At 72.5% G+C, this 26427-nt stretch carries 26 protein-coding genes and 1 riboswitch; of the genes, 13 read left to right on the top strand and 13 right to left on the bottom strand.

The window, feature by feature from the left end; translation table 11 throughout:
• The gene (locus tag ACTMTB_RS25975; protein WP_441148833.1) at positions 1–768 is read right to left on the bottom strand and encodes a glycerophosphodiester phosphodiesterase; all 768 of its coding nucleotides are present in this window, start codon (positions 766–768) and stop codon (positions 1–3) included.
• Positions 769–907: 139 nt separating this feature from the next.
• Between ACTMTB_RS25975 and ACTMTB_RS25970 the strand changes: the two genes are divergently transcribed.
• Positions 908–1738: a hypothetical protein gene (locus ACTMTB_RS25970; RefSeq protein WP_441148832.1), complete on the top strand. Its 831-nt coding sequence runs from the start codon at positions 908–910 to the stop codon at positions 1736–1738.
• Between the two features lie 18 nt (positions 1739–1756).
• On the opposite strand, the gene ACTMTB_RS25965 is transcribed toward ACTMTB_RS25970, so the two are convergent.
• The gene (locus ACTMTB_RS25965; protein WP_441148831.1) at positions 1757–2602 is read right to left on the bottom strand and encodes an SDR family NAD(P)-dependent oxidoreductase; all 846 of its coding nucleotides are present in this window, start codon (positions 2600–2602) and stop codon (positions 1757–1759) included.
• 372 nt (positions 2603–2974) lie between these two features.
• Between ACTMTB_RS25965 and ACTMTB_RS25960 the strand changes: the two genes are divergently transcribed.
• Positions 2975–3811, top strand: coding sequence for a nitroreductase/quinone reductase family protein (locus ACTMTB_RS25960; RefSeq protein WP_441148830.1), 837 nt, complete (start codon positions 2975–2977; stop codon positions 3809–3811).
• 19 nt (positions 3812–3830) lie between these two features.
• On the opposite strand, the gene ACTMTB_RS25955 is transcribed toward ACTMTB_RS25960, so the two are convergent.
• On the bottom strand, positions 3831–4607 hold the full coding sequence (locus tag ACTMTB_RS25955; protein WP_441148829.1) for a lysophospholipid acyltransferase family protein: 777 nt from the start codon (positions 4605–4607) through the stop codon (positions 3831–3833).
• Between the two features lie 177 nt (positions 4608–4784).
• On the opposite strand from ACTMTB_RS25955, the gene ACTMTB_RS25950 reads away from it, so the two are divergent.
• The 3 genes from ACTMTB_RS25950 to ACTMTB_RS25940 all read left to right on the top strand — a co-directional run bounded on the left by ACTMTB_RS25950 (position 4785) and on the right by ACTMTB_RS25940 (position 8518).
• Positions 4785–6200, top strand: a complete 1416-nt coding sequence (locus tag ACTMTB_RS25950; protein ID WP_441148982.1) for a cytochrome ubiquinol oxidase subunit I — start codon at positions 4785–4787, stop codon at positions 6198–6200.
• Positions 6201–6213: 13 nt separating this feature from the next.
• Complete coding sequence (gene cydB / locus ACTMTB_RS25945) at positions 6214–7212, top strand: cytochrome d ubiquinol oxidase subunit II (protein ID WP_441148828.1); 999 nt, start codon at positions 6214–6216, stop codon at positions 7210–7212.
• 115 nt (positions 7213–7327) lie between these two features.
• Complete coding sequence (locus tag ACTMTB_RS25940; RefSeq protein WP_441148827.1) at positions 7328–8518, top strand: GNAT family N-acetyltransferase; 1191 nt, start codon at positions 7328–7330, stop codon at positions 8516–8518.
• Between the two features lie 149 nt (positions 8519–8667).
• Here ACTMTB_RS25940 and ACTMTB_RS25935 read toward each other — a convergent pair whose 3' ends face one another.
• The 3 genes from ACTMTB_RS25935 to ACTMTB_RS25925 all read right to left on the bottom strand — a co-directional run bounded on the left by ACTMTB_RS25935 (position 8668) and on the right by ACTMTB_RS25925 (position 9980).
• Complete coding sequence (locus ACTMTB_RS25935; protein WP_441148826.1) at positions 8668–9195, bottom strand: DUF4396 domain-containing protein; 528 nt, start codon at positions 9193–9195, stop codon at positions 8668–8670.
• 78 nt (positions 9196–9273) lie between these two features.
• Complete coding sequence (locus tag ACTMTB_RS25930; RefSeq protein WP_441148825.1) at positions 9274–9801, bottom strand: DUF2269 domain-containing protein; 528 nt, start codon at positions 9799–9801, stop codon at positions 9274–9276.
• A complete protein-coding gene (locus ACTMTB_RS25925) occupies positions 9798–9980 on the bottom strand; it encodes a hypothetical protein (RefSeq protein ID WP_441148824.1) in 183 nt (60 codons plus the stop codon). Before ACTMTB_RS25925 ends, ACTMTB_RS25930 begins: the two co-directional genes overlap by 4 nt.
• A gap of 113 nt (positions 9981–10093) precedes the next feature.
• On the opposite strand from ACTMTB_RS25925, the gene ACTMTB_RS25920 reads away from it, so the two are divergent.
• The gene (locus tag ACTMTB_RS25920) at positions 10094–10663 is read left to right on the top strand and encodes a TetR/AcrR family transcriptional regulator (protein WP_441148823.1); all 570 of its coding nucleotides are present in this window, start codon (positions 10094–10096) and stop codon (positions 10661–10663) included.
• A 105-nt stretch (positions 10664–10768) separates the two neighbouring features.
• Here ACTMTB_RS25920 and ACTMTB_RS25915 read toward each other — a convergent pair whose 3' ends face one another.
• From ACTMTB_RS25915 to ACTMTB_RS25905, 3 genes are all read right to left on the bottom strand, one after another.
• Positions 10769–11458 carry a hypothetical protein gene (locus tag ACTMTB_RS25915; RefSeq protein WP_441148822.1) on the bottom strand — a complete coding sequence of 230 codons (690 nt, stop codon included), beginning with the start codon at positions 11456–11458 and terminating at the stop codon, positions 10769–10771.
• 67 nt (positions 11459–11525) lie between these two features.
• Positions 11526–11984: a peroxiredoxin gene (locus tag ACTMTB_RS25910; protein ID WP_441148821.1), complete on the bottom strand. Its 459-nt coding sequence runs from the start codon at positions 11982–11984 to the stop codon at positions 11526–11528.
• 47 nt (positions 11985–12031) lie between these two features.
• A complete protein-coding gene (locus ACTMTB_RS25905) occupies positions 12032–12862 on the bottom strand; it encodes a patatin-like phospholipase family protein (RefSeq protein WP_441148820.1) in 831 nt (276 codons plus the stop codon).
• Between the two features lie 77 nt (positions 12863–12939).
• Between ACTMTB_RS25905 and ACTMTB_RS25900 the strand changes: the two genes are divergently transcribed.
• From ACTMTB_RS25900 to ACTMTB_RS25890, 3 genes are all read left to right on the top strand, one after another.
• Complete coding sequence (locus ACTMTB_RS25900) at positions 12940–13668, top strand: SDR family NAD(P)-dependent oxidoreductase (RefSeq protein WP_441148819.1); 729 nt, start codon at positions 12940–12942, stop codon at positions 13666–13668.
• A gap of 279 nt (positions 13669–13947) precedes the next feature.
• Positions 13948–14856: a S8 family peptidase gene (locus ACTMTB_RS25895; protein ID WP_441148818.1), complete on the top strand. Its 909-nt coding sequence runs from the start codon at positions 13948–13950 to the stop codon at positions 14854–14856.
• 420 nt (positions 14857–15276) lie between these two features.
• Positions 15277–16149, top strand: coding sequence for a hypothetical protein (locus ACTMTB_RS25890; RefSeq protein ID WP_441148817.1), 873 nt, complete (start codon positions 15277–15279; stop codon positions 16147–16149).
• A 1264-nt stretch (positions 16150–17413) separates the two neighbouring features.
• Here the strand turns inward: ACTMTB_RS25890 and ACTMTB_RS25885 are convergent.
• Complete coding sequence (locus ACTMTB_RS25885; RefSeq protein WP_441148981.1) at positions 17414–17482, bottom strand: MFS transporter small subunit; 69 nt, start codon at positions 17480–17482, stop codon at positions 17414–17416.
• Positions 17483–17718: 236 nt separating this feature from the next.
• Here ACTMTB_RS25885 and ACTMTB_RS25880 point away from each other — a divergent pair, with 236 nt between their 5' ends.
• Positions 17719–18528: an ArsR/SmtB family transcription factor gene (locus tag ACTMTB_RS25880; RefSeq protein WP_441148815.1), complete on the top strand. Its 810-nt coding sequence runs from the start codon at positions 17719–17721 to the stop codon at positions 18526–18528.
• A gap of 34 nt (positions 18529–18562) precedes the next feature.
• On the top strand, positions 18563–19072 hold the full coding sequence (locus ACTMTB_RS25875; RefSeq protein WP_441148814.1) for a hypothetical protein: 510 nt from the start codon (positions 18563–18565) through the stop codon (positions 19070–19072).
• A gap of 114 nt (positions 19073–19186) precedes the next feature.
• On the opposite strand, the gene ACTMTB_RS25870 is transcribed toward ACTMTB_RS25875, so the two are convergent.
• The gene (locus ACTMTB_RS25870) at positions 19187–20248 is read right to left on the bottom strand and encodes a saccharopine dehydrogenase family protein (RefSeq protein WP_441148813.1); all 1062 of its coding nucleotides are present in this window, start codon (positions 20246–20248) and stop codon (positions 19187–19189) included.
• Positions 20249–20345: 97 nt separating this feature from the next.
• Between ACTMTB_RS25870 and ACTMTB_RS25865 the strand changes: the two genes are divergently transcribed.
• Positions 20346–21302, top strand: coding sequence for a helix-turn-helix domain-containing protein (locus tag ACTMTB_RS25865; protein WP_441148812.1), 957 nt, complete (start codon positions 20346–20348; stop codon positions 21300–21302).
• Positions 21303–21738: 436 nt separating this feature from the next.
• Here ACTMTB_RS25865 and ACTMTB_RS25860 read toward each other — a convergent pair whose 3' ends face one another.
• Positions 21739–23352 carry a hypothetical protein gene (locus tag ACTMTB_RS25860; protein ID WP_441148811.1) on the bottom strand — a complete coding sequence of 538 codons (1614 nt, stop codon included), beginning with the start codon at positions 23350–23352 and terminating at the stop codon, positions 21739–21741.
• A gap of 691 nt (positions 23353–24043) precedes the next feature.
• Here ACTMTB_RS25860 and ACTMTB_RS25855 point away from each other — a divergent pair.
• Entirely contained in the window at positions 24044–25048 is a 1005-nt protein-coding gene (locus ACTMTB_RS25855; protein ID WP_441148810.1) for a tyrosine-type recombinase/integrase, read from the top strand.
• 13 nt (positions 25049–25061) lie between these two features.
• Here ACTMTB_RS25855 and ACTMTB_RS25850 read toward each other — a convergent pair whose 3' ends face one another.
• Entirely contained in the window at positions 25062–26150 is a 1089-nt protein-coding gene (locus ACTMTB_RS25850; protein WP_441148808.1) for a cellulose binding domain-containing protein, read from the bottom strand.
• A gap of 175 nt (positions 26151–26325) precedes the next feature.
• Positions 26326–26401, top strand: a riboswitch (ZMP/ZTP riboswitch).
• Positions 26402–26427 lie beyond the last annotated feature (26 nt).

Below are 26427 nucleotides of genomic sequence, written 5' to 3'. Positions count from 1 at the left end.
TCAGGCGGCCCAGTGGCCGCGGCTGCGGTAGACGTCGCGCAGCACGCCGACGTGATCGGTCATGATGCCATCCACCCCAAGATCAAGTAAGTCGTGCATCTCGGCAGGTTCGTCGATCGTCCAGACGTGCACCTGCAGCCCCAACCGGTGGCAGTAGGCGAGGAACCGCCGGTCCACCACCGGCACCCGCCCGTAGCGCGGCGGCACCTGCGCGGCCACCACCGACGGCGGCAGGCGCAGCCGCCACCCGTGCAGCGACGCCACCCGCAGCCGGGCCACGCCGCGCATGCCGAGGCTGGTCGCGATCCGACCCTCGGTCAGGGCCCGCATCCGGATCAGCCGGGCGTCGCTGAACGACGCCAGCAGCACCCGTTCGGCCGCGCCCGCCCGGGTCACCGTCTCGACCGTCGGCGCGACCCCGCCGTCGGCCTTCACGTCGATGTTGAACCGCACCCGCGGCCACGCCGCCAGGACTTCCTCGAGCCGAGGTACGACCGCGGCCCCGCCGACGCGTACCGACGCCAGGTCCGCCCACCGCAGGTCGGCGATGCGCCCCCGCTCACCGGTGATCCGTTCCAGCGTGGCGTCGTGGAAGACCACGGCCACCCCGTCGGCGGTGCCGTGCACGTCGGTCTCGACGTACCGGTAGCCCAGGCCGACGGCCCGGGCGAACGCCTCGACGGTGTTCTCGTCGCCCTCGGCGGCCCCGCCGCGATGGGCGAACGCCAGCGGCGCGGGCGCGTCGAGATAGCCGTATCGGGTCAGCACGCAGCGCAGTATGCCTCGGCCCGGTGGCCCGCGGACGACCGGCCGGCGAGCACCCCGTGTCGCCGGTCCGGCCACCCGGTACGGTGCCCTGCGACCTCGCGGTGCGCCCGCCGCGACCGGCGTGAGGCGGGGGAGACGCGTGCGGCCCAGCATCCTGTTCGTCACCGACCTGGCCTACCCGGCGCAGGGCCGCCGCTACGGCGACGAGGACGTCTTCCTGACCTCCCGGCTGCGCGAGGACTTCGACCTGGCGCTGTGCCATCCCCGCGACGCGGCCGCCCTGATGGACCGCTTCGACGCGGTCGTGGTCCGCAACAGCGGCCCGGTCCTGGCCTACCGGGAGGCGTACGAGGTGTTCCGCGCCGCCGCGCTGGCCGGGGGCGTGCGGGTGTACAACCCGCTGACCGGCCGGGGCGACATGGCGGGCAAGCGGTACCTGGTGGAACTCACCGCCGCCGGCGAGCCGGTGATCCCGACCGTCGACCGGCTCGCCGACGTCGACCGGCTGCCGCCGACCGACGAGTACGTGGTCAAGCCGGTCGCCGGCGCGGACTCCGTCGGCCTGCGGTTCGTTTCCCGCGATGGGCTCGCCGAGGCGGTCGACGGGCAGTCGCTGATCCAGCCGCGGGTGCCCTTCCGGTACGAGGTGTCCTTCTACTTCGTCGACGACGCCTTCCAGTACGCCCTGCACGCCCCCGACCCGCGGCGGCGCTGGGCCCTGGCCCCGTACGCGCCGACCGGGGCGGACCTGGACTTCGCCCGCCGCTTCGTGCGCTGGAACACCCTCGCCCACGGCGTGCAGCGGGTTGACGCCTGCCGCACCGGCGACGGGACGCTGCTGCTGGTGGAGCTGGAGGACCTCAACCCGTACCTGTCGCTGGACCTGGTCGCCGCCGACGTGCGGGAGGGGTTCGTGGCGGCGCTGACCACTTCCCTGCGCCGCTTCCTGGCCGCCGGCCAGGGGCTTTGACGCAGGCCCTGCGTCGGGTCAGCGCAGCCAACCGGAGGTCAGATCGGTGACCGCCGTCCCCGCGAGGTCGGCCAGTTTCACCCGGACGAACTCCCGCGCCGTCGTCGAGGTCTGCGTGCGCGGCGACGGGGTCGGGCCGGTGACGGCCGCGACGACGACGGTGGCGGCGTCCGCCGGGGACTGCGCCGCCGCGAAGACCCCCGCCGCGCTGCGGTCGAGGTACGCGCGCAGCGCCGGCCCGTACACCCCGGCCCGCTCGATCGCGCGGTCCCGGTCGACGCCGACGTTGGCGACGAACTCGCTGGCCACCGCGCCCGGTTCGATCACGGCGACGGTCACCCCGACACTCGCCGCGACCGGCGCGAGGGACTCCATGAACCCCTCCACGGCGAACTTCGCCGCGCAGTACGCCTCGTTGAACGGCTGACCGACCACCCCACCGACGCTGGTGACGGTGACCAGCCGGCCCCGACAGGCCCGCAGGTGCGGCAGCGCGGCCCGGCTGACGTGCAGCACCCCGAAGAAGTTGACCTCCATGACGGCCCGTACGTCGTCGACGGTCTCCTGTTCCAGGGTGCCGACGTGCCCGGCGCCGGCGTTGTTGACCACCGCGTCGAGCCGCCCGTACGCGGCCACCGTCTCGGCCACGGCGGCGGCGGCCGCGTCGGCGTCGGTGACGTCGAGCGGGCGTACGTCGATCAGGTCGGCCACCCCGGCGGCGTCGGCGGCCTCGCGCAGCCGGTCGGCGCGCCCGAGGTCGCGCATGGTGGCCACGGTGCGCCAGCCGGCGCGCGCGCAGCCCAGCGCGATCTCCAGCCCGATCCCGGTGGAGGTGCCGGTGACCAGCACCGTCTGCTCGCTCATGTCTGCCCTGCCTCTCCTGGTGGAACGCCTGCGGGCAGGGTCTCACCGTTCGGGGCCGCGCGAGGGCAACTCCGGGTTGCCCGGCGCGGGGAGCGGACACTAGGGTCGATGACGTGACTGCCGGGTCGGCCATGGGCCACGAGCGGACAGGGCACCCGGCCGACGCGTGAGCCCCGGGTGGGCCCGAGGCCCGCCACGCGTGTGCTCCGCCCGTCGCCCTCGCCGCGACGCCTCCGCGATCCGCACGCACCACGGCTCGGGCCGTCGGTGCCGCCTGCTGCGCGTGCCGTCCGTCGACGTCCGCGTTCCCCGCTCTTCGCACCCACCGCGCCGCCGCGCGGCGCGCCCATCTGCCCGGAGTAGCCACACCGCATGCCGAACGACGTCAACACCCAGGTCATCGAAGAGTTCCGCGCCAACGCCGGCCGTGTCGGCGGCTGGTTCGAGGGCGCCCGACTGCTGTTGCTCACCACCACCGGGGCGCGTACCGGCGCCCCGCACACCACCCCGCTGGGCTATCTGCCCGACGGGGATCGGGTCCTGGTGATCGCCTCCGCCGGGGGCGCGCCGCGGCACCCGCAGTGGTTCCGCAACCTGGTGGCCGACCCGCTGGTCACCGTGGAGGACGGGGTCTTCACCTACCGGGCCCGCGCCGAGGTGCTCCCCGACGCCGACCGGGACCGCGCCTTCGCCCGGGCCGCCGAGGCCGACCCGGGGTGGGCCGACTACCAGGACCGGGCGGGCCGTCGGCTGCCGGTGGTGGCGCTGGAGCCCCTGCCCGGCCCGCCGAGCCCGCCGCCCGGCCCCCCGGGCGCGGCGCTGATCGCCGTGCACGACGCGTTTCGCCGCGAACTCGCCCTGATCCGGCAGGAGGTGGCGGCGGCGGGGCCGACGATCGGCGCGCAGCTGCGGGTGAACTGCCTGACCCTCTGCGAGGGGCTGCACGGGCACCACCAGCGCGAGGACGGGGGCCTCTTCGCCTGGCTGGCCAACGAGCGGCCGGATCTCGCCCCGGTGCTCGACCGCCTCGCCGCCGAGCACCGGGCGATGGCGGCGTTGCTGGACGAGTTGCGTGCCGTCCTGGCCACTCCCGCCGCCGATCGCGACGCGCTGGGCCAGGAGGTGGACCGCCTGACCGACCAGGTGCGGGCGCACCTGGCGTACGAGGAGGAGCAGCTGGTGCCGGTCCTGAACGCCGCCGTCGGGTGACGTCGTCGCCCGGCGGGGGTCAGGCCGCCGGGCGGCGGCGGTGGGCGCGGCTGGTGTCGACGGGGCGGCCCGGGTCGACGTGGCGGGGGCGGTCCGGCTCGTCGCGGCGCAGCGGCACCAGGGCGTCGGTGATCGCGTCGATGATCCGGTCGGTGCCCCGGCGGGCGGCGCCGGGCGCGCCGTGGGCCAGGTCGTGCAGGTCCAGCGGGTCGCCGAAGCGCACCCGGATCACCGGTCGGCGCAGCAGCGACCGGGCGATGCCGGGCAGCATGCCCTCAGGTGTCCGGTAGGGCAGCACCTCGTGCGAGCCCCACTGGGCGACGGGAATGATCGGGGCGCCGCAGGCCAGGGCGAGCCGGGCGGCGCCGGTCTTGCCGCGCTCGGGCCACAGGCCCGGATCGAGGCCGATGCGGCCCTCCGGGTAGACCAGCACCACCGAGCCGCGCGCCACCGCCGCGGCGGCGTCGTCGAGGGCCCGGTGCACCCCGGCGGTGCCCCGGTCGACGCGCAGGTGCCCGGCGTGGCGCATCAGGGCCCCGACGACCGGGGCGCGGAAGAGCCCGCCGGTGGCCATGATCCGGGGGGCGATGCCGCGGGTCTGGCAGGCCGCGGCGAGGACGGCCGGGTCGAACGGGCTGATGTGGTTGGCGGCCAGGATCAGCGGGCCGCGGCGCAGGTGCTCGGGCACGTCGCCGCTGACCTCCAGCCGGGCCAGTAGGGCGACGAGGAGGCGGGCGAGGACCTGTACGGCGCGCCAGAACAGCGGCGGCCGCCAGGTGGCGGTCGGGGTGTCCATCAGTGCTGGATGGTCGCACGCCGCCGGGTGAGGGCGGGCACCGATCCCGGGCCGTGCGGCAGAGGTGATCAGGGTCATTGGTCCCGGGGCGGGTCGGGGCCCCCGGCCCTGCCCCCATCTCTACGACGCGCAGTAGTATTTACTACGTCTCGTAGTATGAACAGCTGGGGGTTACTGGTGGACGCGTTGGACGTCGCCCGCTGGCAGTTCGGTGTCACCACCGTCTACCACTTCCTATTCGTGCCGCTGACCATCGGCCTGTCGATGCTGGTGGCCATCCTTCAGACGCTGTGGCACCGCACCGGCAACGAGCGCTACCTCAAGCTCACCAAGTTCTACGGCAAGCTCTTCCTGATCAACTTCGCCATGGGCGTGGTCACCGGCATCGTGCAGGAGTTCCAGTTCGGCATGAACTGGAGCGACTACTCCCGCTTCGTCGGCGACATCTTCGGCGCCCCCCTCGCGATCGAGGCGCTGGTCGCGTTCTTCCTGGAGTCGACCTTCATCGGCCTGTGGATCTTCGGCTGGGACCGGCTGCCCAAGCGGGCGCACCTGGCCAGCATCTGGATCGCCGCGATCGGCACCAACCTCAGCGCCTACTTCATCCTCGCCGCGAACTCGTTCATGCAGAACCCGGTCGGCTACCGGATCAACCCCGACACCGGCCGCGCCGAACTCACCGACTTCGTCGCCGTGCTCACCAACAAGGTCGCGCTGATCACCTTCCCGCACACCCTGGCCGGCTCGTTCCTGGTCGCCGGCTCGCTGGTGGTCACCGTCGGGCTGTGGCACCTGATGCGCAACCGCGACAGCGCCGACACCGGGGCGTACCGGTTCGCCACGAAGTTCGGCTCGTGGGTGGTGCTGGTCTCCGCCACCCTGGTCGTGATCACCGGCGACATCCAGGGCAAGATCATGACGCAGGTGCAGCCGATGAAGATGGCCGCCGCCGAGGGCCTCTACACCACCGAGAGCCCCGCCTCGTTCTCCGTGCTCACCGTCGGCAGCCTTGACGGCAGCCGGGAACTCTTCGCCATCAAGATCCCGTACCTGCTGTCGTACCTGGGCACCGGCGACCCCAACGGCACCGTGCACGGCATCAACGATCTGCAGGCCCAGTACGCCAGCCAGTACGGCGCCGGCAGCTACACCCCGATCATCCCGGTCACCTACTGGAGCTTCCGCTTCATGATCGCCTTCGGGCTGGCCGCCGCCGCGATCGCCCTGCTGGTGCTCTGGTCGCAGCGCAAGGGCCGCACCCCCACCAGCCGCTGGCTGCTGCGCGCCGGCCTGGTCATGCCGGTGCTGCCCCTGCTCGCCAACTCCTTCGGCTGGATCTTCACCGAGATGGGCCGCCAGCCCTGGATCGTCTTCGGCGAGATGCTCACCCGCGACGGCGTGTCCCGCAGCGTCTCGCTGACCGAGGTGCTCACCTCGTTCACCGCCTTCACCCTGATCTACGCCACCCTCGCCGTCATCGAGTTCAAGCTGCTCGTCCGCTACGCCCGCGCCGGCGTGCCCGACCTCACCCCCGATCCCGCGATCGACGACAGCCACGACGACGCCGAGCGCCCGCTCGCCTTCGCCTACTGACCCGGAGCCCACCGTGGAACTGACGACCGTCTGGTTTCTCCTCGTCGCCGTGCTCTTCACCGGCTACTTCATCCTCGAAGGCTTCGACTTCGGCGTCGGCATGCTACTGCCCGTCCTCGGCCGCGACGACCGGGAACGCCGCGTCCTGATCAACACCATCGGCCCGGTCTGGGACGGCAACGAGGTCTGGCTGATCACCGCCGGCGGCGCCATGTTCGCCGCCTTTCCCGAGTGGTACGCCACCCTCTTCTCCGGCTTCTACCTGCCGCTGCTGCTGATCCTGCTCGCCCTGATCGCCCGGGGCGTGGCCTTCGAGTACCGGCACAAGCGCCCCGAGGCGTCCTGGAAGCGCCGCTGGGACACGGCGATCTTCGTCGGCTCCGTCGTACCGGCGGTGCTGTGGGGCGTCGCCTTCGCCAACATCCTGCGCGGCGTGCCACTGGACGCCGACCACGAGTACGTCGGCGGCCTGGTCGACCTGCTGCACCCGTACGCGCTGCTCGGCGGGGTGACCACCGCGGCGCTGTTCCTCACCCACGGCGCGGTGTTCCTCGCCCTGAAGACCACCGGTGAGATCCGGGAGCGGGCCGGCGCGCTCGCCGTGCGCCTGGGCGTGGGCACCGCGGTCGCCGCGGTGGCGTTCCTGACCTGGACGCTGAGCATCCGCTCCAGCACCGCCGCCGTCGTGTTCGCCGTCGGCGCGGCCCTGGCCCTGCTCGGCGCGCTCGCCGCCGCCCGGGTACGCCGGGAGGGCTGGGCGTTCACCGGCACCGCCGTGGCGATCGGCCTGGCCGTGGCGACCCTGTTCGCGGCGCTGTTCCCGAACGTACTGCCCTCCACCCTGGACGCCGCCGGCACGCTCACCGCCACCAACGCCGCCTCCACCCCCTACACCCTCAAGATCATGACCTGGGTGGCGGTGATCTTCACCCCGATCGTGCTGGCCTACCAGGGTTGGACGTACTGGGTGTTCCGCAAGCGGATCGGGGTAGTGAACATCCCGCAGCACTGAGAACCTGCGGGGGCGCGGGACGCGGGGCCGGGCGAGGGGGTCGCACCGGCCCCGCGGGCTGTTCCCCGCCGGAAAATCCGTCCACCCTCAAGATCCGCGCCGCTATGGTGGGCCGATGGCCAGCCCCCCGCACGTGCGTGAACTCACCGTCGACGACCTCACCGACGCCAGGCACCTCGGTCGGCGCGCCTTCGGCTCCGACCCGCAACCGGCGCCGCACGCCACCGTCGCGGTGCCCGGCCTGACCCGCTACGGCGCCTTCGACGACACCGGCAGGCTCCTCGGCAAGGCCGTCGACCTGCACCACGAGCAGTGGTGGTCCGGGCGGGCCGTGCCCGCCGCCGACGTCGCCGGGGTCGCCGTCGCCCCCGAGGCCCGCGGCCGTGGCGTGGCCCGCGCCCTGCTCACCGGCCTGCTGCGCGGCGCCCACGATCGCGGCGCCGCCGTCAGCGCGCTGTTTCCCACCGTCACCGCCCCCTACCGCGCCTGCGGCTGGGACGTCGCCGGGGTGATGCGCACCGTCGACGTGCCCACGGTGGCGCTGCCCCGGCACCGCCCGGCCCCGCACCTGAGCGTCCGCGCGGGCACGCCCGAGGACATGCCGGCCGTCGTCGCCCTCTACGAACGCCTCGCCCGGGACCGGCGCGGGCTGCTCACCCGCCGCGGTGACCTCTTCGACCCGCACACCACCGCCGACACCCTGCCCTTCGACGGGCTCACCCTGGTCGAGGACGACGGGCACCTGGTCGGCTACGCCAGCTGGGACCGCGGCCGCGGCTACGGCGACGACGCCGTGCTCACCGTCCACGACGTCCTGGCCACCACCGCCGACGCCGCCCGCGAACTCGCCGGCGTCCTCGCCAGCTGGCACAGCGTCACCCCCACGGTGCGGCTGCGCCTGCTCGACGGCGACGCCGTCAGCGCCCACCTGCCGCTGGAAGCCGTCCGCGAACACGAGCAGGAACCGTGGATGCACCGGCCCGTCGACGTCACCCGCGCCGTCGCCGCCCGCGGCTGGCCCGCCCATGCCCGCGGCACCGTCGAGTTCACCCTCACCGACCCACTCGCCGACTGGAATACCGGCACCTGGCGGCTGGCGGTCGCCGACGGCGCCGCCGAACTCACCCGCGTCACCGCCGAGGTCGACCTGCACCTGTCGGTGCGCGGCTTCGCCCTGCTCTACAGCGGCGCCAGCACCGCCGCGTCCGTCGCCGACGCCGGCCTGCTGCACGCCACCGGGACCGACCCGCGCGCGCTGGACCTGCTGGCGGCCGGGGGAGCGGCGCACCTGCTCGACTACTTCTGAGTGGTGCACCACCCCGCGGCGGCTCGCCCGCCGACCTGCCGCCTCCCGGCGGCGATGGTGCCATCCCCGGGCGGGCCGTGGAGCCCGCCCGGGCGGCGGCCGGGCCGCCCGCCCCGCAGGGTGGTGGCCCGGCCGCCGGGGGTGGCGCGTCAGTGCGCGTGGTGGTAGGCGTGCACGACGGCGTGGCCCTTGCCGCGCGAGATCAGCCACCGGTTGATCGGCGTGGTGAGCACGAACGCCACCAGCAGCGCGAACGCCAGCGACGCCCAGAACACCCAGCTGGTCAGCCCGGCCTCCATCGCGCCGGGTACGGCGAGCATGACGGCGTTGTCGAGGAACTCCATCACGGCGATCGACACGGTGTCGGCGGCCAGCGCCACCTTCAGCGCGGTACGCACGTCCACGCCGGCGCGCAGCACCCCGCGCATCGTCAGCGCGTAGCCGAAGACGAACGCCAACGCGACCGCGAGCACGACGGTGGGCAGCGCGGACCAGCCCAGCGCGGTGCCGATGACCATGCCGAGCACCTCACCGATCGCGCAGCCGGTCAGGCAGTGCAGGGTGGCCTGCGCGGCCACGGCCCATGACGTCGCCGTGGCCGCCGCCGAGGCGGGCGGGTGGTGACCGTGATCGGTGTGCGCGGCGCCGCCGGGGTGGTGATGGATGCTGTGGTTCATGAACGGGCCTCCCTTCAACACCACCGACTATACCCCCCGGGGGTATAGATGGGAAGTGGTCGCCGGGGGAGGGCGGTGCTACGAGGCAGCGGGTGGGCCGGGCAACACCTGGCGGCGGCGGCCGTAGCCGGTCACGCCGCGTGGCTTGTAGATGGCCAGCACGGTGGTGGTCAGCAGCACCAGCAGCCCGCCCGCGGCGTGCACGACCAGCGACATCCGCGCCTCCCGCCACCGTCCGCCCGCCAGGCCCGAACCGACCGCGGCGTCGGCGAGCGCGCCGATCGAGCCCAACTGCAGCAGCAGCACCACCGTGGCCACCACGATCAACCCGAACTTGATCAGTACCCACCAGTGCCGGAGCAGGCCCCACGCGGTGCCCAGCGACGACACCAGGCCGCTGGCCAGCGCCGCGAGCGCGAGCGGGACGATCACGAGCCGGGCGGTCAGGTCCATCGCGACGTACCCGGCCCGGATCACGGCGGTGTCGGTGCTGCGTAGCGCCGCCACCGCGAGGACGAGGAACACCACGACCGCGCCGAGCCAACCCACCGAGGTGGTGACGTGCACGGTCAGCGCCGCCCTGCGCGCGGCCGGCGGCAGGGTCACCGCTGACCCGCCGGCGCCGAGGCGCCGGCCGGGGAGTGTCGGCCCGGGCCGTGCTCGCCGGCGATGCCGGTGAGCTGCACGATCGCGAACAGCGCCAGGAGCGCCACCACGATGATCCCGAAGAGCTTCACCCAGCGCGGCACACCCGACGATCCGGGCTCCTGCGGCTGCCCCGTCATCCACGTCTCCCGTCAAGCTGGCCTGCTACCCGTACGCCCGGCCAGCTTTATCGAGACAGTGTGTAAGTGTCAAGTCATCCTGTCGTGGACGTGTCGGTATGTATGATGCCGAGGTGCCGAAGCTGTGGACCGACACGATCGAGGCGCACCGGGCCGCGGTGCGTGACGCGACCCTCGACGCCACCGCGGCGTTGGTCGCCGAGCACGGGCCGACCGGGGTGACCATGTCGCGCATCGCCGAGGTCACCGGCATCGGCCGAGCCACCCTCTACAAGTACTTTCCCGACGTCCAGGCGATCCTGATCGCCTGGCACGAACGGCAGGTCACCCGACACCTGACCCACCTCGTCGAGGTCGCCGACAGCACCGCCGACCCGGTGACGCGACTGCACACGGTCCTGCACACCTACGCCCGGATGTCGCGACACCGCCACGGCGGCGACCTCGCCGCGATGCTGCACCGCGCCCCACACGTCGACAGCGCGCACCAGCAGCTGTCCACCTTCGTCGCCGACCTGCTCACCGCCGCCGCTGACGCCGGCGCCGTCCGCGACGACATCCCCACCGGCGAACTGGCCGCCTACTGCCTGCACGCCCTCGCCGCCGCGAGCACGCTGGACACCGACGACGCGGTGACCCGCCTGGTCACACTGACCCTCGCCGGCCTGCGCCCCGGCCCCTGACCCGCGCCGGGCCACGGCCGTCAGGTCCGCCGCCCGGGGTGCCGGCGCCGCGCCGCACCCCCGCCCGAGAGAGGGCCAGGGTGCGGCACGCGCGCGAACATGCCGTCAGCGCGCCTCGCGCAACTCCGCCAGCCGCGCCTCGATCTCCGCCAGCTCCGCGCGCAGCTTCTCCGCCTGCTGCTCCGCCTCCGCCCGCTCCGCGGCCATGATCTGCTCCACCGCCTCGTGCACCCCCGGCACGTCCACCAGCGCCACCATCCTCAACGCCTCCGCCGGCTTCACCACGTACGGCTTCGCCAGCGCCTTGGCCCCCTGCTGCGCCGCCACCGTCCACTCACCGTCGGCGTACGCCAGGGTCACCGTCAGGCCCGCCGGGCCCTTCGGCTTCGCCGCCTTCACCGCCCGCCGGGCCGGCTTCGCCTCCACCTGCTGCTCCACCTTCGACTCCTCCCGACGCGGCGCCGGCACCCGGTCCAACACGAACTCCGGCTCCGCCGGCGCGGCCGGCGGCTGCTCCACCTGCGGCTCCGGCTCCGGCTTCGGCTCGGCCACCTTGCGCCCCGTGCCCCGGGGCGCCACCGTCACGTCGGCGGGGGAGAAGGGCAACTCGTCGCGGCCGAAGCGCACCACGACGAACTCCTCGGACACCTCGGGGTCGGTCAGCTCGACCACCTGGCCCACCTGGCCGGCGATCTGCCCCGCCGACGCCGTGAACACCACCTTGGGCTTCCGCCCGGCGGCCAACGCCTCCCGGATGCCGTGCACCTCGTCCTCGGACAAACCCTGGCCCGCCATCACAGCCCTCTTCCGTACATGTGTTTGACAGCTGTCTTGATACCAGCCGGCCCCGACAACCGGAAGATCAACCCCCCAGCGCCCGCAACGCCCCGTCCGCGTGCTCGTTCATCCCCAACTCGTTGTGGATCACCGCGAGCACCCGCCGGTCCGGTCCGATCACGAACGTCATCCGGCGCATGCTCAACGGCCCCAACGGCAACCGCCGCCGCACCCCGAACCGCTGCGCCACCGCACCGTCGACATCCGACAGCAGCGGATAGTCGAACCCGTGCCGCCGGGCGAACTCCGCCTGCTTCTCCACCGGATCCCGGCTGATACCCACCCGCTGCGCGCCCACCGCCGCGAACTCCGCCGCCAGATCACGGAAGTGGCAGCTCTCCGCCGTGCAGCCCCGCGTCATCGCCGCCGGGTAGAAGAACAGCACCACCGGCCCCGCCGCCACCAGCTCCGACAGCCGCCGCGGCGTACCCGTCTGGTCCGGCAGCTCGAAATCCTCCACCAGGTCACCGACACCCACACCCACCGCGCACCTCCACCGATCGACCGACGACGCGCGGTGAGCCTAAGCGATCAGCCCCACACCCCGGCCACGTCGGCGGCAACCGCCTCGGCCTGCGCGAACCCCGCCCGCGCCGCGGCCGCCCGCCGCGCCGGATCAAGCACGTTCCGGCCGATCGCCGCCCGCGCCGCCCGATCCGGTGACACCACCGCCACCCGCGCCACCGACCGCAACGCCGCCACCTGCGCCGACAACCGCGGCATCGGCCCGAACCCCGACGTCATCGGCGCCAGCACCACCACCCGCTCCGCGCCCGCCGCCAGATCCGCGTTCACCACCGACCGCACCCCACCGTCGACGTACCGGCGATCCCCGATCGTCACCGGCGGCCACACCCCCGGCACCGCGCAACTGGCCCCCACCGCGTCCACCAACGACACCCCACTGGCCGCGTCGAACACCACGAACTCACCCGAGATCGCGTCCACCGCCGTCACCAGCAACCGCCGCGCCGGCCACTGCCGCGCCGGCAACCGGGCCTCGATCACCGCCCGCCGCGACGCCTCCGACGGGGTACGCGCCGCCACCGCCATCGCCCCCACCCGTGCCCGGGCCCGCACCGCGTCCCGGGTACGACCACCCGCCCACACCAGCCGCGCCACCGCCGACCACCCGAACCGCGCCGCCACCTCACCCGTCGGCGCCGCCAACTGCGCCTCGTACGACTCGCGCACCGGCCGCCCCGAACACAACTGCGCGCCCACCACCGACCCGGCCGACGTCCCCACCACCAGGTCCGCGTCCGCCAGCACCACCCCTCGCTGCGCCAGCCCCGCCAACAGCCCCCACTCCCAGGCCACCCCGGTCACCCCGCCGCCACCCAGCACCAACGCCCGCGTCATGTGTGACCACCCTCTCCGTGACCGGCCCGTGTCCAAAACGGTAGCGTCGCCACCACACGGGGCAGGGGAGCGGTCCATTGAATCCGGTCACGGTCATCACCGGCGGCAGCCGCGGCATCGGCGCCGCCGTGGCCCGCCGCCTCGCCCACGACGGCCACCACATCGCCATCGGCTACCGACGCGACCACGCCGCCGCCGCCGCGGTGCTGGCCGACGTCCGTGCCCTCGGCCGCCAGGCCGTCGCCGTACCCGCCGACACCACCGACCCCGACCAGGTCGACCGGCTCTTCGACGCCGCCGCCGACCTCGGCCCGCTCACCGGCCTGGTCAACAACGCCGGCGTCACCAGCCCCATCGGCGCCTTCACCGACCTGCGCCCCGACGACCTGCGCCACGTCGTCGACGTCAACCTCATCGGCTACGTCCTCTGCGCGCAGCAGGCCGCCCGCCGCCTCGGCACCGGCGGCGCCATCGTCAACATCTCCTCCGCCGCCGCCACCCTCGGCAGCCCGGGGGAGTACATCCACTACGCCGCCGTCAAGGCCGCCACCGACACCCTCACCATCGGCCTGGCCAAGGAACTCGCCCCGCACGGCATCCGGGTCAACGCCGTCGCCCCCGGCCTCATCCGCACCGACATCCACGCCCTCTCCGGCATGCCGGACCGCCCCGACCGCAACGCCGGCCGGGTGCCGATCGGCCGACCGGGCGAGCCCGACGAGGTCGCCGGGGCCGTCGCCTGGCTTTTGGGCCCCGACGCCTCCTACACCACCGGCGCGGTGCTGCGGGTCGCCGGCGGCATGTGAGCCGGCCTCGGGGCCCGACCCGTCAACTGGTGAGCAACGTCGCCGCCGTGACCAGGGTGCGCGCCACCCCGTAACCGTCACGGACGAAATCCCCCAGCGGATGATCACGACAGGGGGACCGGCTCGGCTGATTCTCCTGTCTCCCGCACGGCCCGTTGCTACCCTCGACACAGCATCTGACCAGGCATAACGCGGTGGAGAGTTCCGAAACAGACCGCACGAAAGCGGCGCGGGCAGGCACCTGTCGCCCGCTCGTCGAGTGGCGGGAAGGCGTGATCAATGAGCGGTCACCAACAGGCGCGGGTCCAGGGAATCCGGTCGACGCAGGCTGCCAATCTCCCCGCGTTGAGACTGGTGTCCCTGACGCGCCTCATGGCGTTGACCACCGGTCGCCCGGAGACCGTGCTCGGGATCATCGACGGCCCCGTCAGGACGGATCACCCCGAGCTCGCTTCCGCGTCCATCCGACAGTTGACCGCACCGCCCATCCCGGCCCAGACGGGGCAGGGCGCCGCATCCGACCACGCGACCGCCATCGCCGGGATCCTGATGGCCGGCCGCGACACGTCCCACCCCGGCATCTGCCCCGACGCCACCCTGCTCGTCCGTCCGATCTTCACGGCGGCGCACCGCGTCGGCGCGGTGCCACCGGCGGAGCTGGCATCAGCGATCGTGGAGACCGTCGACGCCGGGGCGCGGGTGGTGAACCTCAGCCTCGGCCTGGTGCCCCTCGCCACGCCGGCCGCCGACAAGGGGCTGTCACAGGCGCTGGACCACGCGTTCCAGCGAGGGGCCATAGTCGTCGCGGCCGCCGGAAACCAGGCGACGATCGGCAGCACGGAGATCACCCGCCATCATGCGGTGATCCCCGTTGTCGCCTACGACCTGCAAGGACGCCCCCTGCCGGGCTCGAACTTCGCGCACTCGACGGGCCGTCGCGGCGTCGGCGCCCCGGGCGAGGGCGTCACCGGCCTCGCCGCCGACGGCAGGCGCGCGTTCGGCGGCACGAGCGCCGCCGCAGCGTTCGTGACGGGCGCGGTGGGACTGCTGTGGTCGCTGTTCCCCACGGCCGGCCCAGCCGAACTGCTGTTCGCCGTGACCCGGTCGACGGCCCGGCGAACATCCGTCGTTCCACCGCTGCTCAACGCGGCAGCGGCGTTCGAGCTGCTGCGGACCATGCGGCAGTAGGAAGGGGGTTGCCATGACCGAGGACTCGCCGAAAGCCGGTTCCCCGGACACACCGGGTCGAAAGCCTTCCCGGCTGCGCATACCGGGATTCGTCAACGATCAAGACGTCGGACTCGGTGACGTGGTGAAGCGCGTGACCAGCATGGCCGGCGTGAAGACGTGCCGCGGATGCGAGGGGCGGGCCGCGGCCCTGAACAGGTGGGTGACCTTCTCCGGCCGGAACAGCCCGGGGCGATGAGTCAGCGGCCGACCCCGGCAGTGACTCGATTGAGCAGATCTTCGTACACAGGAGCGCGCATGCAAGATCCGACAAGCGGCATCGACCAGATGGAGCAAGCGGTGGTCCCGCAGCAGGCAGGTGAACCCCTGCCCGCATCACCCGGTCATGCACATCTCACGCCGCCGATGGAGCAGCGCGGCATGACCGCCGAGCCGCCGTCCCGGCCGCCGACAGGCCACGGCTGCACCTCGTGCGGCGGGGGCGAGGCCGCGTACGAGCGCCCGGGCGGCCGCGGTCGCATCCCGGCGCCGTACGTGTACGCCCTGGGCCGCATCGAGGCCCGCTTCCCGAGTCTCGCCATCGAGAAGGAGTTCGCGCAGGCCACCGGACGTGCTGAGACGGCAAACCTGACGGACCGGCAGGCGCTGGGCGCGGTGCTGTCCGACCCGCACAACCGCTATCTGAGCCGCCAGCTGTGTTACGTGCTCACCATCCAGGGGCTGGAGACGTACGTCCTGCAGCCCCGAGACCCCGCCGACTTCGACCTGCTCGTCGAGGTTCTCGGCTCGCCGCCGAGGCCGTCGGACCTGCACGTGGTGATCGGCGTCAGGGGGCCGGTGGCCCCGCAGGAGCTGTGCAACGGGTTGATGCTGCCCATGGTCGCCTTCGACCAGATCTACGCGTTCACCACCGATTCGCTGCTGCGCGCCCTGCCCAAGCCGGACCACATCGAGGAACAGCCGTTCCGGTCCGCGTCGGAGGAGATGCTGGACCGGCTGACCCAGCTCACCGACAACGCCGGCGCCACCGACGAGCACCGCGCGCTCAACTACCTGGCGGTGCGCTATCCGGCGATCTACGCCAAGAGCGCCGAGGCGTTCGCCACCGGCTCGTCACTGACCGCCATCGAGACGCGCCCGTCACGACTGAGCGGGGCCCGCCGCATCCTCGACGTCCTCTTCTCCTACACCAACCGGCAGACCGACGTCACGGAGAAGTTCTTCGTCCGTGTCGACGTCACCGAGGAGTTCCCGTTCCTCGTGACCAAACTGTCGCCCTACTACGACCGGTAGCCACGGCCGAAGGAGGAAGCGGCGATGCCAGTACCCGGACTTACCGCGGAGTGCTCGTTGTACCGGACCCGCCAGCAGTACCGGGTCGGGATCGCCTGGGTGCCGCCGGAGTCCGGCGTGCAGCCGGCGAGTGACTGCGTCGAGGACTGCATCGCCGACTGTGTCGCCGCCAGCGCGGACTCGGGCCTGCCGACGCAGCTGCTGCGCGCAGAGTGCCTGCCGGTGTGCCGGGCCCAATGCCAGCAGGGTCCATGGCCGTGTGAGCCCGGAACCAAGTTGTGCTTCCGAACCGGGTTCACACCACACTGCTGCCCGGAGGACAACGAGTGCTGCGAGGTGCTGAACGCCACTCGCGACGGTTACGTACTGCAGTGCTGCCCACCCGGTCAGAAGTGCTGCTTCAAGTACGGCTGCTACGTGCCGGGCGAGCAGCAGTGCACCGATCAGGGTTTCTGCCCGCCCGGTAATCCGATCTGCGACGGCAGGTGCTGCGACGTCGGCGATGTCTGCACCCTGGACGGCTGCACCAAGCCGGAGCTCGTCTGCAACAACCGGCGGTGCAGTCCGGGACAGACGTGCACCCCGCAGGGCTGCTGCCGCAGCGACCGGGTGGCCGAGGGCAACTGTTGCCCGGACGGTCAGGCCATCAGCAACGGCAAGTGCTGTGCGCCCGGCTGGAGTGCCACGAGCCAGGGCTGCTGTCCACCGAACCTGTGCTGCGAGACCGTGCCGTGTCCGCCGGGCCGATCCTGCTGCGGCGGCAAGATCTGCTGCCCACCCGACCGGGACTGCCGGCCGGTGGCCGATACCAGCGAGGTCGGGTGCTTCAAACGGGGGTGAGTAGGCAATGAAGGTTCCTGGACTCACGGCTGAACTGTCGGTGTACCGCACGTCCAACTCGTACCGGGCGGGGAGCGGCGCAGCGGGACCGCCGGCCGACGACGCCATGGTCGTGCCCCAGCAGTACGCCGCGTGCGAGACGCGCACCTGGTGCGTCCCGCCGACACTGTGGCACCGCGACTACTGCTGCCGGTGGGACCGGACCGTGTTCCGGAGTCTGTGGTACATAGCCGGTATCTGCGGGCCCATCCCGTGGTTCGACGACGAACCCGACCCGTGCATCCCTCAGTGGTAGGCGACCGTTCGCCGGACGCTTGGCCAGGTCCAGACGCGGCAGCCGTGCCGCCGGGGGACGGCGACGTCAACGCCGGCCCGGCACGCCGGTGAGCCGAGCCCCGGGGCGCCGCCTCGGGGCTCCGACCCGTCAACTCGTGAACAGCTTCGCCGCCGTGATCACGGTCTGCGCCACCCCGTAACCCAGCAGCGCCGACACCAATCCCCGCCGCCGATCACGCTGTCAGCAGCCTGCCGTGGGATCGACCCCACCTCGAACGTGCCGAACTGACCAGCAGCCCGTACCCGAGGTGGAGCAGCCAGAACTGCCGCGTCGCGATGCCGAGCGCCCCGACCAGGAAGCCGGCAGTGCCTTCACGCGCATCCCGGCCGGTCAGGCGGCTCGGTGAGCGCTCCTCGTTGACTTAGGCAGGCATATGCCTGCATGATGGCCGGGTGAGTACCGACGCGAGCGGGATGGACTCCGCCTTCAAGGCACTGGCCGACCCCACCCGACGGCTCCTGCTCGACCGGCTGCGGGAGCAGAACGGCCAGACACTGCGCGAGCTGTGCGAACACCTCGACATGGCGCGTCAGTCGGCGACGCAGCACCTGGACATCCTGCAGCGGGCCAACCTCGTCACCGTCGTCCGACGCGGACGCGAACGGCTGCACTACCTCAACCCCACCCCGATCCACGAGATCGAGCAGCGCTGGATCTCCTCGTTCGACAAGCCCCGCCTGCAAGCGATCAGCGCCATCAAGAACCAGGCAGAGGAGTACGCCATGACCACCGAATCCACGCCGGTGCCGACCTACGTCTACACCACCTACATCCGCGCCAGCGCCGAGCAGGTGTGGCAGGCCCTGACCGACGCAGACCTGACGGCCCGCTACTGGGGGCACGCCAACGTCTCGGACTGGCAGCCGGGCTCGGCCTGGGAGCACCGACGCGTCGACGGCTCAGGCGCCGTCGACGTCGTCGGTCAAGTGCTCAAGGTCGAGCCCCCGACCCGCCTCGTCATCACCTTCGACGACGCCCCGGACGCCGAGGCGCCACGAGAACCGTCGGTCGTCACCTTCCTGGTCGAACCGCACCACGACATCGTCCGCCTCACCGTGACCCACGAGAACCTCGCCAACCTGGAGATGCTCGGCGGGATCTCCCGCGGCTGGCCGGCCGTGCTGGCGAACCTCAAATCGCTGCTCGAGACCGGCGACGTCCTGCCACAGGCGCCGTGGGAGATGTCCCCGGCGCACACCTGAGCCGGCAGCCCAGCCAAGCCAAGTAAGGAGACACATGGACACCACGCCGCTCCGGGACGCCTACCGCACGCTGCTGGACGCCGCTGCGACAGTGGCCGGCTCCGACGGTACGAGCCCCGCCCCGCCCGCCGGCGAGTGGAACGCCGACCAGATCCTGGCGCACGTCGCCCTCGTCAACGCCGCCACCATCGCCGCCGCCTCCGCCGTCGCGGCGGGAGCGAACATGACGTACGACAACCGCCTGGCGCTCGACACCTGGACCATCGAGCGCGTCATCACCCTCGCCCGCGGCAACGCAGGGCTCCGCGAGCGCATCCGCTGCCAAGGGGACGCCCTCTGCGCACTCGGCGGGCCGGGGCTGAGCGAGGCCGAACTCGACACCCCGGTGCCCACCCTGCTCCTGTCCAACGGCACCGTCCTGGTCGATCAGCCCCTACCGCTGAGGGACCTCATCACCGGGCTCGCCGACCTGGAGCTCCCCGGCCACACGCAACAGCTCCTGGCCCTCCTGCCGGCCGGCGTCGGGGCCGACGTCACGACGTAACGTTCCCGCCGGACAGCCCAGCCACCGACCGGCGTCACGCCAACCCTCTGTCGCTCGTGACGGAACGGCACGCCGACATCGGGGACTGTCCGGCTGTCATCTCTGACCGGGCGATCAGACGAACTGTGGCGCGCGAGACTCGTGGGTCGGTTCGAGCGAGATGTGCGCGGACAGCGCGCGGAGGAAGTCGGGCGCGTCGAAGATCTCGCCGGCGGAGGCGACGCCGCTCGTCCTCGTCTGACCGCCGAGAATGCGGCGGACCGCTTCGACCGCCAGCGGTGCGCTGATGGCGTAGATGTCCTGGCCGCTGGCGACGACGCGTCGTTGCGTGTCGCCGGAGCGCACGATGACGTCGACGGTGAACGTCTGCGCGGACCGGCCGAGCTCGTCGACAGCGGTCGGTGCGGGTGTGCCCGGAGCGGCCAGGTCCCGGGCCGCGTCGGTGGTCATGTACGTGCGCACCTCGGGGATCGACAGGTGACTGGGGACGGTGACGACGTCGGCCATCGTGAACTCGCCGAGGACGGTCCGGCGGCCCACCGGAGCGGGAAAGTCCCACTCCATCCTCGGCAGGTCGCGCTCGTCGACGTAGTACTCCAGCCGGCCACCGGTGTAGCGGACACGTTGGCCAGCGCGCCGTTCCCGCGAGACGGTGCCGGAGACGAGGGTCCCGGCCGTGGGGTGCCAACTGCTCAGTCCGTACGCGACGTGCGCCTCGTCGGCCGCCGTCCAGTCGCCCATCGCCGTCGTGACCAGCAGATCGCCGAGTCCGCCGAAGAAGGCCATCGCCGGGACCACCGCGACGCCCGCGGTCCGAGCGCGGTCGGTGAAGTGCGTGAACGTGTCGAGGTTGGCCTCAATCTCGGCCGCCACATCCACGTACGGGACCCCGGTGCGCAGGGCGGCCTCGATCACGGGGCCCGCGGTCGAGGCGAACGGGCCGGCACAGTTGATGACGGCGGCCGCACCCTCCAACGCGCGGTCGAGCGAGGCCGGATCGTCGACCGACGCCAGCCGGTAATCGAGCCCCGGATACGACGCCGCCAGCGCCTCGAGCTTGCCCGCGTCGCGGCCGAGGAGAAGCGGGACGAACCCGCGGTCGCGCAACTCCGTCACCACGAACCGCCCGGTGTGTCCGTACGCACCGAACACCGCCGCCATCTGACTCGAACCCATCTGCAGTTCCCCCTCAAAAGATCGACTGAGGAGATCCTCTCAGCGCGGCCAGCCCCGCAGTAGTGTCTGGAACGCCATGCCCCATACAATTCCGGACATGGCCACTGTCGCGCTCGCCGCCACCGACGGGATGCTGCACTTCGAGCTCGCCATGGCCTGCGAAGTCTTCGTCCGCGACCCCTCCGGCCTGGCAGACCCGTGGTACGACCTCGTGGTCTGCGGCCCGGGCCCGGTCCGGATCGGCCGATTCCACCTGGAACCCGACGACGGGTTGGACCGACTCGCCCGCGCCGACACCGTGATCATCCCGGCCGTGGAAGACATCGACGCGGACGTGCCACCCGACCTGCTCGACGCCGTCCGCGCGGCCCACGAGGCGGGCGCTCGGATGGTCTCGCTGTGCACCGGTGCGTTCGTGCTGGCCGCCGCCGGAGTGCTGGACGGGCTGCGCGCGACCACCCACTGGGCCCACACCGAGGCGCTGGCCGCCCGCTATCCCCGGGTGAAGGTCGACCCGGACGTGCTCTACGTCGACAACGGTAACGTGCTCGCCTCCGCCGGCAAAGCCGCCGCGATCGACCTGTGCCTGCACCTGATCCGCCGCGACCACGGCTCGACGGTCGCCAACGCCGTCGCCCGCCGCCTGGTCGTGCCGCCGCATCGCGCCGGCGGCCAGGCCCAGTTCGTCACCACCCCGGTGCCCGCCCGCGACGACCATCCGCTTGCCAACCTGTTCCCCTGGGCGATGGAACGGCTGAACCGTCCGCTGACCGTGGAGGACCTGGCACGCCAGGCGAACATGAGCTCGCGCAACCTGGCCCGCCACTTCAAGTCGGTAACCGGCACCACCCCGCTGCAGTGGCTGGCTACGCAGCGGATCCGCCGGGCCCAGGAGCTACTGGAGAACACCGACAACAGCATCGACGCCATCGCCGAGGCGGCTGGCATGGGAACCGCCACGACGCTGCGCCGGCACTTCCACCGCACCGTCGGTGTACCTCCGGACGCCTACCGTCGCACCTTCCGCAATGCCGGGCCCTCGCCAAGATCGTGATCGCCACTTGTCGGCGGCCTGGCAGGGGGAGCGGTGCCCTCCTGCGCGTTCACCGGTGTGGGAGCGGTAAGAGCCCTGTATGTGGACGCAGACGACTCGCGGTCATGCTTCAGTCATCTGTTGCCTCGCGAGTCATCTGCCTCGCGCCACCCCGCTCGGGTCGGTAAGAGCGCTGGCGATCTGCGATCTCTGTCGACATGGCTACTCGGCGCCAGAACGGTGAAGGCAGCCCGATTGTCACTTCTCCCACCCATGATCGCGCTCGAAGCAGAACGCGTCGACCTCACAGTCAACCAGCTCATCAAGTCCGAGCTACTGGAATCGCAGGGCGAGAGCGCGGCGCGGTCCCGGCGAGCAGCACGAGATCCGGCTCTGCGCGCGACGCTGAGACCGGGGCCGGTCCCGCGCCCGGTGGCGCGCGGGACCGGCCCGGCGGTCAGCCCTCGGTGACGGTCAGGGTGAGCGGGCCGCCCGGCATGGCCTCGCCCTCCGGGCCGTACGTGGTGCTCAGCCGGCTGGCGTCGCCGAGCGTGAAACCGTACGTGTACACGCCGGGAGCGATGCCCCACGGCAGGTACCCGTAGATGGTGAGCCGCCCGTCCGGGCCGGCACCGCAGCCGCCGCCCTGCTGGGCCACCACCTGGCCGTCGGCCCCGTACAGGTAGAGCGAGCAGCTGCTCAACGGTGCGACAGGGGCGGTGACGGTCATGGTGACGACCGGCGTGGTGTTCGCCGCCGCGCTGCTGGCCACAGTGGTTGGGGTCAGCGCCACGTCGCTGGCGGTCGGTGGGGTCGTGTTCACCAGCTGGGTGATGGTGAGCTTCGGGTCCGGTGCGTCGTACCGGCTGCCGTAAAGGGCGAGGGCACCAGCGCCGTCGCGGAGCGCGATGCCGGTCACGGTGCACCTCTTCGTGGTGCTGTACACCCGTACCGGCACGCTCACCTTGCCGTCGGTCCGGATCGTCGGCGTCGTCGAGGTCTGCAGGCAGCCGTGGTTGTCGAAGTCGAGCAGGATCTCCCGAACGCCGTCCCGCGCACCGGTGACGGCCATGCCCACCTGGACCTCGACCGTGCTCCGCCAGTTGTCGACCGGGTTCGGGTTGGCCGCGAAGTCCCCGGCGCTCAGCGTCTCGTTGGAGGTGACTGTGATCGACTCCAGGCCGTGCTCGGTGACGACGCCCCGGTTGCCGGCGTTGTCGGTCAGCGCCAGCTCCGTGACCCGCCAGGTCCCGGACGCCGCGTCCGCCGGGATGCGCACCTCGACGTTGCAGCTGGGGTAGTTGGGGTCGTTGGCCGTGTACGACCCGCAGTGCGGGTCCGGCCGGTAGAAGCCCGCCTCGAACCGGCCCACGGCGGTGCGACCGTCCGGGCCGGTGAGCGTCAGGCTGCCCTTCCAGAAGCCTGACTCGGTGTCGATGAGTGAGAGGTCGTAGCGCAGCACCGCCTCGTGGCCACGTACGTATGCGTACGGCCGGGCGCCGCTGATCGGCTCCAGGTAGCCCCAACTCAGGGACGGGGCGGTCGAGTCGACCAGGGTCTTGGCGGTCAGCTTGCCGCCGTACTCCTCCTGCAGTGCGGCCGAGCCGAGGACGAGCGAGCCCCCGCGCTCGTCGTGCGCTTCGAAGCGGGTCACCAGCCAGCGGGCGGAGGTGGTGGCCGCGTACCGCGGCACCACGAAGTCGTACTGGTAGGTCGACTTCTGCGGGGTGCCGGACAACCAGCGGGCCTTGGCGTACCAGGCCTCGTTGAATCGGAAGTCGACCTCGTACGTCTGGCCGACGTAGCTGCCGGGGGTGGGGCCGACCTGCTGGAGCAGGAGAGTGCCGTACATGTCCTGGGCGGCGTCGTCGCCGTTGCGCACGCTGAACGTCAGCGGCACGACGGCGCCGTCGCCGCTGGCGTCCACCCCGGCGGGGGAGAACTGGAGGGTCTGAAGGCTGAGCGTGCTGGCCGCGGCGGCGGCCGGTGGCGCGGCGGCGGCCAGCGCGGCCACCGAGGTGACGACGGCGAGCGCCGCACGGGCCAGCATGCCGAGGGAGGCGTTTGACATGAAGGGGTGTATAGCAGCCGGCCTCAGGTTTCGTTGCCCCGTCGAGCCGCGGCCGGCGGAGAGCCCGGTCAGTAGGCGGCGAAAGACCGGATCGGGGGCGCGCGGGCCGTACTTCGGCGCCTGGATGCCGGCGGCCTCAGATGAGTGAGAGCGGACAACACGAGCCGAGGCCGGCGAGGTCGCTGCCGCCGAGTGTCCTGATTCGATAATGTACATTATGTCAAGTAGCGCTGGTGGAGCCCTCCTCCGGGAGGGGTGGGCGGCGCTGTCGTGGGCCGGCGACGAACCAGGATCGGGTAGCAATTCTCCGACTGCCACCTCGCCGCGTCGCCTCGGAAACTGCTACCCGATCCTGGGAGCGGCGAAGGCCGGCCGGTTCGGCCCCGACGGAGAACCCCTGCACGTGCGCCACGCATCCCCAATGACGGCCGCGTTGGGCACGACATCATCGGCACCGCGCGAGGCGGTGAGCCGAACGGGCCGTCCCCAAAGTGCGCCACCCCCTCGGCTGGGACGCGACCTCGCGCCCATCTTCATGGACGGCGCCGCTGCACCCCCCAGTTCGCCATTCCTCGTGAACCGCTCGCCGACGCCACCGCTCACGGGCGATCCGGAAAGCGAGTCCCCGCCTGCGCCGCTCCCCTCTCTCGCGGGCTGGCCCGAAACCCGAAAAACCTGCATAATATCCCTTATGCATCACAAACGGGACGAATCGGTAGGGCGGCTCATCGACGAGTTCCTGACGGCGCGGGCCACCCGCAAGCCCTCCCCGCACACGCTGGAGGCGTACCGGCGGGACCTGCGGGCGGTCGCCGCCCTGGTCGGCGAGGACGCCACTCCCCTCCCCCTCGACCAGGTGATGATCTCGGACCTCTCCCCCCGGGTCATGCGTGCCGCGTTCGCCCGGTTCGCCGCTCCCCGGGCGGCGTCCTCCGTGCACCGCGCCTGGTCCAGTTGGAACAGCTTCTTCACGTTCCTGGTAGCCGAGGGGGTGGTGGCGGGCAATCCGATGCCGGCGGTGGGCCGGCCGCGCGCTCCGCTCCCCCAGCCCAAGCCGTTGCGGGGCGAGGACACCCCGGAGCAGTTGCTCGCCTCGGTCGCCCGGGAGGACGGCCGGCAGCGGGACCCGTGGCCGGAGCGGGACGTGGCGGTGCTGGCCCTGGCGCTCTGCGCCGGGCTGCGCCTGTCGGAGCTGCTGGCGCTGCGGGTGTCGTCGCTGACCGGTCGGGCCGACGAGCGGCGGGTGGACGTGGCCGGCAAGGGCGGCCGGCCGCGGGTGGTGCCGGTCGAGCCGGAGCTGGACCGGGTGCTGGCGGCCTACCTGGACAGTCGGGCGCGGCGGTTCGGGTCGCGCAGCGTACGGCCGGACTCGCCGTTGCTGGTGGACCGGCGGGGTGAGCCGCTGCGTCGGGGTGGGCTGCAGTACCTGGTGGACTCCTGCTACCGGCGGGCGGGCATCGGTGACCGGGTGCCGCGCGGCGCGCGGCTGCACGCGTTGCGGCACACGTTCGCGACGCGGTTGGCCGAGGACGGGGCGAGCGCCGCGGAGATCATGCGGTTGCTGGGGCACGCGTCGTTGGCGTCGTCGCAGACGTACATCGAGGTGACGGCGGGTCAGCAGCGGGCGGCGGTGCGGTCGAACCGCACCAACCGCGCGCTGGCGGGGCTGGTGCCGTCGTTCGATCCCGTGGGTTGACCGGGGCGTCGGGTCACAGGCCGGTGCAGGGGGTGCCGTCGATCGTGCAGCCCTCGGGTGCCTTGGTGCGCGGGTCCGGGTTGCGGACGTCGAAGGTGATGGTCTGCGACTGTCCGGCCGGGACGGGTGCGCCGGTGAAGGTGACGGCCTGACCGTCCTGCTGCCAGTTGGCTCCCTGGGCGTTGGTGATGGTGCCGTCCTCGGCGAGGGTGACGACGAGGGTCCAGCTCTTCGCCGCGGGGCCGTCCGGGTTGTCGAGCACCACCTGCCCTGTGTAGCCGAAGAGCCGGGTGGCGGTGGTCTCGTAGCGGGCGGTCATGGTGGCGGCGCTCGGGGCGGCGGAGGTGAGTGTGCGCGACGGGGTGGCGGTGGGGGTCCGGCTGGGGCGCGGGGTGCTGCGAGCGGCGGCGGACGAGGGCCGGGAGCTGCGGGTGGTCCGGGGCGCGGCACTGTCGTTGGTGGCGCCGGCGGTGGGTGGTGGGGGCAGCGGGGCCGGTGCGGCGGTCTGGTCCGCGTCGCCGGGCAGCAGGGCCCAGAGGGCCGCGCTGGTGGCGAGGGTCGCCGCGGTGACTGCCGCGATGATCGCCAGCCGGCGTCGGCGGTCGGCCGGTGCGGGTACGCGGCCGGACAGGGCGATGGCGGGCAGCTCGGCGGTTGGCGGGTCCTCGCCGCGGCGCAGGTCGACCTGCTGGAAGGCGAGCCAGTCGAGGATGGCGGGGAGCCGTCCGGTCAGGGTCTGCTGGTAGTACCGCTCGCGGTGGTCGCGGTCCTCGGCGGGCCAGGTGCCGTGTTCCATGGTTTCCTGCACCGACAGTCGGCAGCCTTCGGCGGTGCGGGTGATGGTGCAGGTGAGCTGGGTGCGGCGGTCGCCTTCCTGGCACTGCAGGACGAGCAGCTCGGGTGCCCGCTGGTCGGTCACCTCGGCGTCGACGGCGGCGTGGAAGCCGGGCAGCCCCGCGGTGTGCAGCAGCAGCCGCTGCGGTGCCTGGGTGACCGTCTCGGTCTCGGTGAACCAGCGGCTGAGCAGCTGCGGCTTGGTCAATGCCTGCCAGACCCGGTCGCTTGGGTGCGACAGGTCAACCTGGGCGCTGATCTCGATCACGGCGAGACTGTACGGGTTGTGGCGAGTGGCCGTTGGGGCGCGGGTGCCTGTCCTGACAGGATCATCGCCGTGCGGGTGGGTGCGGCGCGGGCGGGCGGACGCGGTGCTGGTCTGGCTGCCGGGGTGGTGGGCGGTGGCGGATGCGGTCCGCGCCGGTGGTGTGGCAGGCTGAGGGTGGACGCGACTGGCGGCACGGGGATGGGGAACCATCGGGGAGCTCGTCGCGGGGGTCGACCGCCTGGGCCTCCGCGGACGAGGTGAGCTATGTCTGTTTCCG

Origin of the sequence: Micromonospora sp. L32 (genome assembly GCF_052068055.1) — a bacterium.
Classification (GTDB): Bacteria; Actinomycetota; Actinomycetes; order Mycobacteriales; family Micromonosporaceae; genus Micromonospora; species Micromonospora purpureochromogenes.
The sequence above is the reverse complement of the archived record's forward strand: the minus strand, read 5'-3'. Positions and strand labels throughout refer to the sequence as shown.

Excerpts from the sequence above, each read along its gene's own strand:
- ACTMTB_RS25890 (WP_441148817.1), top strand. The coding sequence starts at position 15,277 with ATGACCGCCGAGCCGCCGTCCCGGCCGCCGACAGGCCACGGCTGCACC.
- ACTMTB_RS25955 (WP_441148829.1), bottom strand. The coding sequence starts at position 4,607 with ATGGACACCCCGACCGCCACCTGGCGGCCGCCGCTGTTCTGGCGCGCC.
- ACTMTB_RS25860 (WP_441148811.1), bottom strand. The coding sequence starts at position 23,352 with ATGTCAAACGCCTCCCTCGGCATGCTGGCCCGTGCGGCGCTCGCCGTC.
- ACTMTB_RS25935 (WP_441148826.1), bottom strand. The coding sequence starts at position 9,195 with ATGAACCACAGCATCCATCACCACCCCGGCGGCGCCGCGCACACCGAT.
- ACTMTB_RS25875 (WP_441148814.1), top strand. The coding sequence starts at position 18,563 with ATGGACACCACGCCGCTCCGGGACGCCTACCGCACGCTGCTGGACGCC.
- ACTMTB_RS25965 (WP_441148831.1), bottom strand. The coding sequence starts at position 2,602 with ATGAGCGAGCAGACGGTGCTGGTCACCGGCACCTCCACCGGGATCGGG.
- ACTMTB_RS25925 (WP_441148824.1), bottom strand. The coding sequence starts at position 9,980 with ATGACGGGGCAGCCGCAGGAGCCCGGATCGTCGGGTGTGCCGCGCTGG.
- ACTMTB_RS25940 (WP_441148827.1), top strand. The coding sequence starts at position 7,328 with ATGGCCAGCCCCCCGCACGTGCGTGAACTCACCGTCGACGACCTCACC.
- ACTMTB_RS25960 (WP_441148830.1), top strand. The coding sequence starts at position 2,975 with ATGCCGAACGACGTCAACACCCAGGTCATCGAAGAGTTCCGCGCCAAC.
- ACTMTB_RS25905 (WP_441148820.1), bottom strand. The coding sequence starts at position 12,862 with ATGACGCGGGCGTTGGTGCTGGGTGGCGGCGGGGTGACCGGGGTGGCC.
- ACTMTB_RS25915 (WP_441148822.1), bottom strand. The coding sequence starts at position 11,458 with ATGGCGGGCCAGGGTTTGTCCGAGGACGAGGTGCACGGCATCCGGGAG.
- ACTMTB_RS25865 (WP_441148812.1), top strand. The coding sequence starts at position 20,346 with ATGGCCACTGTCGCGCTCGCCGCCACCGACGGGATGCTGCACTTCGAG.
- ACTMTB_RS25895 (WP_441148818.1), top strand. The coding sequence starts at position 13,948 with ATGAGCGGTCACCAACAGGCGCGGGTCCAGGGAATCCGGTCGACGCAG.
- ACTMTB_RS25855 (WP_441148810.1), top strand. The coding sequence starts at position 24,044 with ATGCATCACAAACGGGACGAATCGGTAGGGCGGCTCATCGACGAGTTC.
- ACTMTB_RS25870 (WP_441148813.1), bottom strand. The coding sequence starts at position 20,248 with ATGGGTTCGAGTCAGATGGCGGCGGTGTTCGGTGCGTACGGACACACC.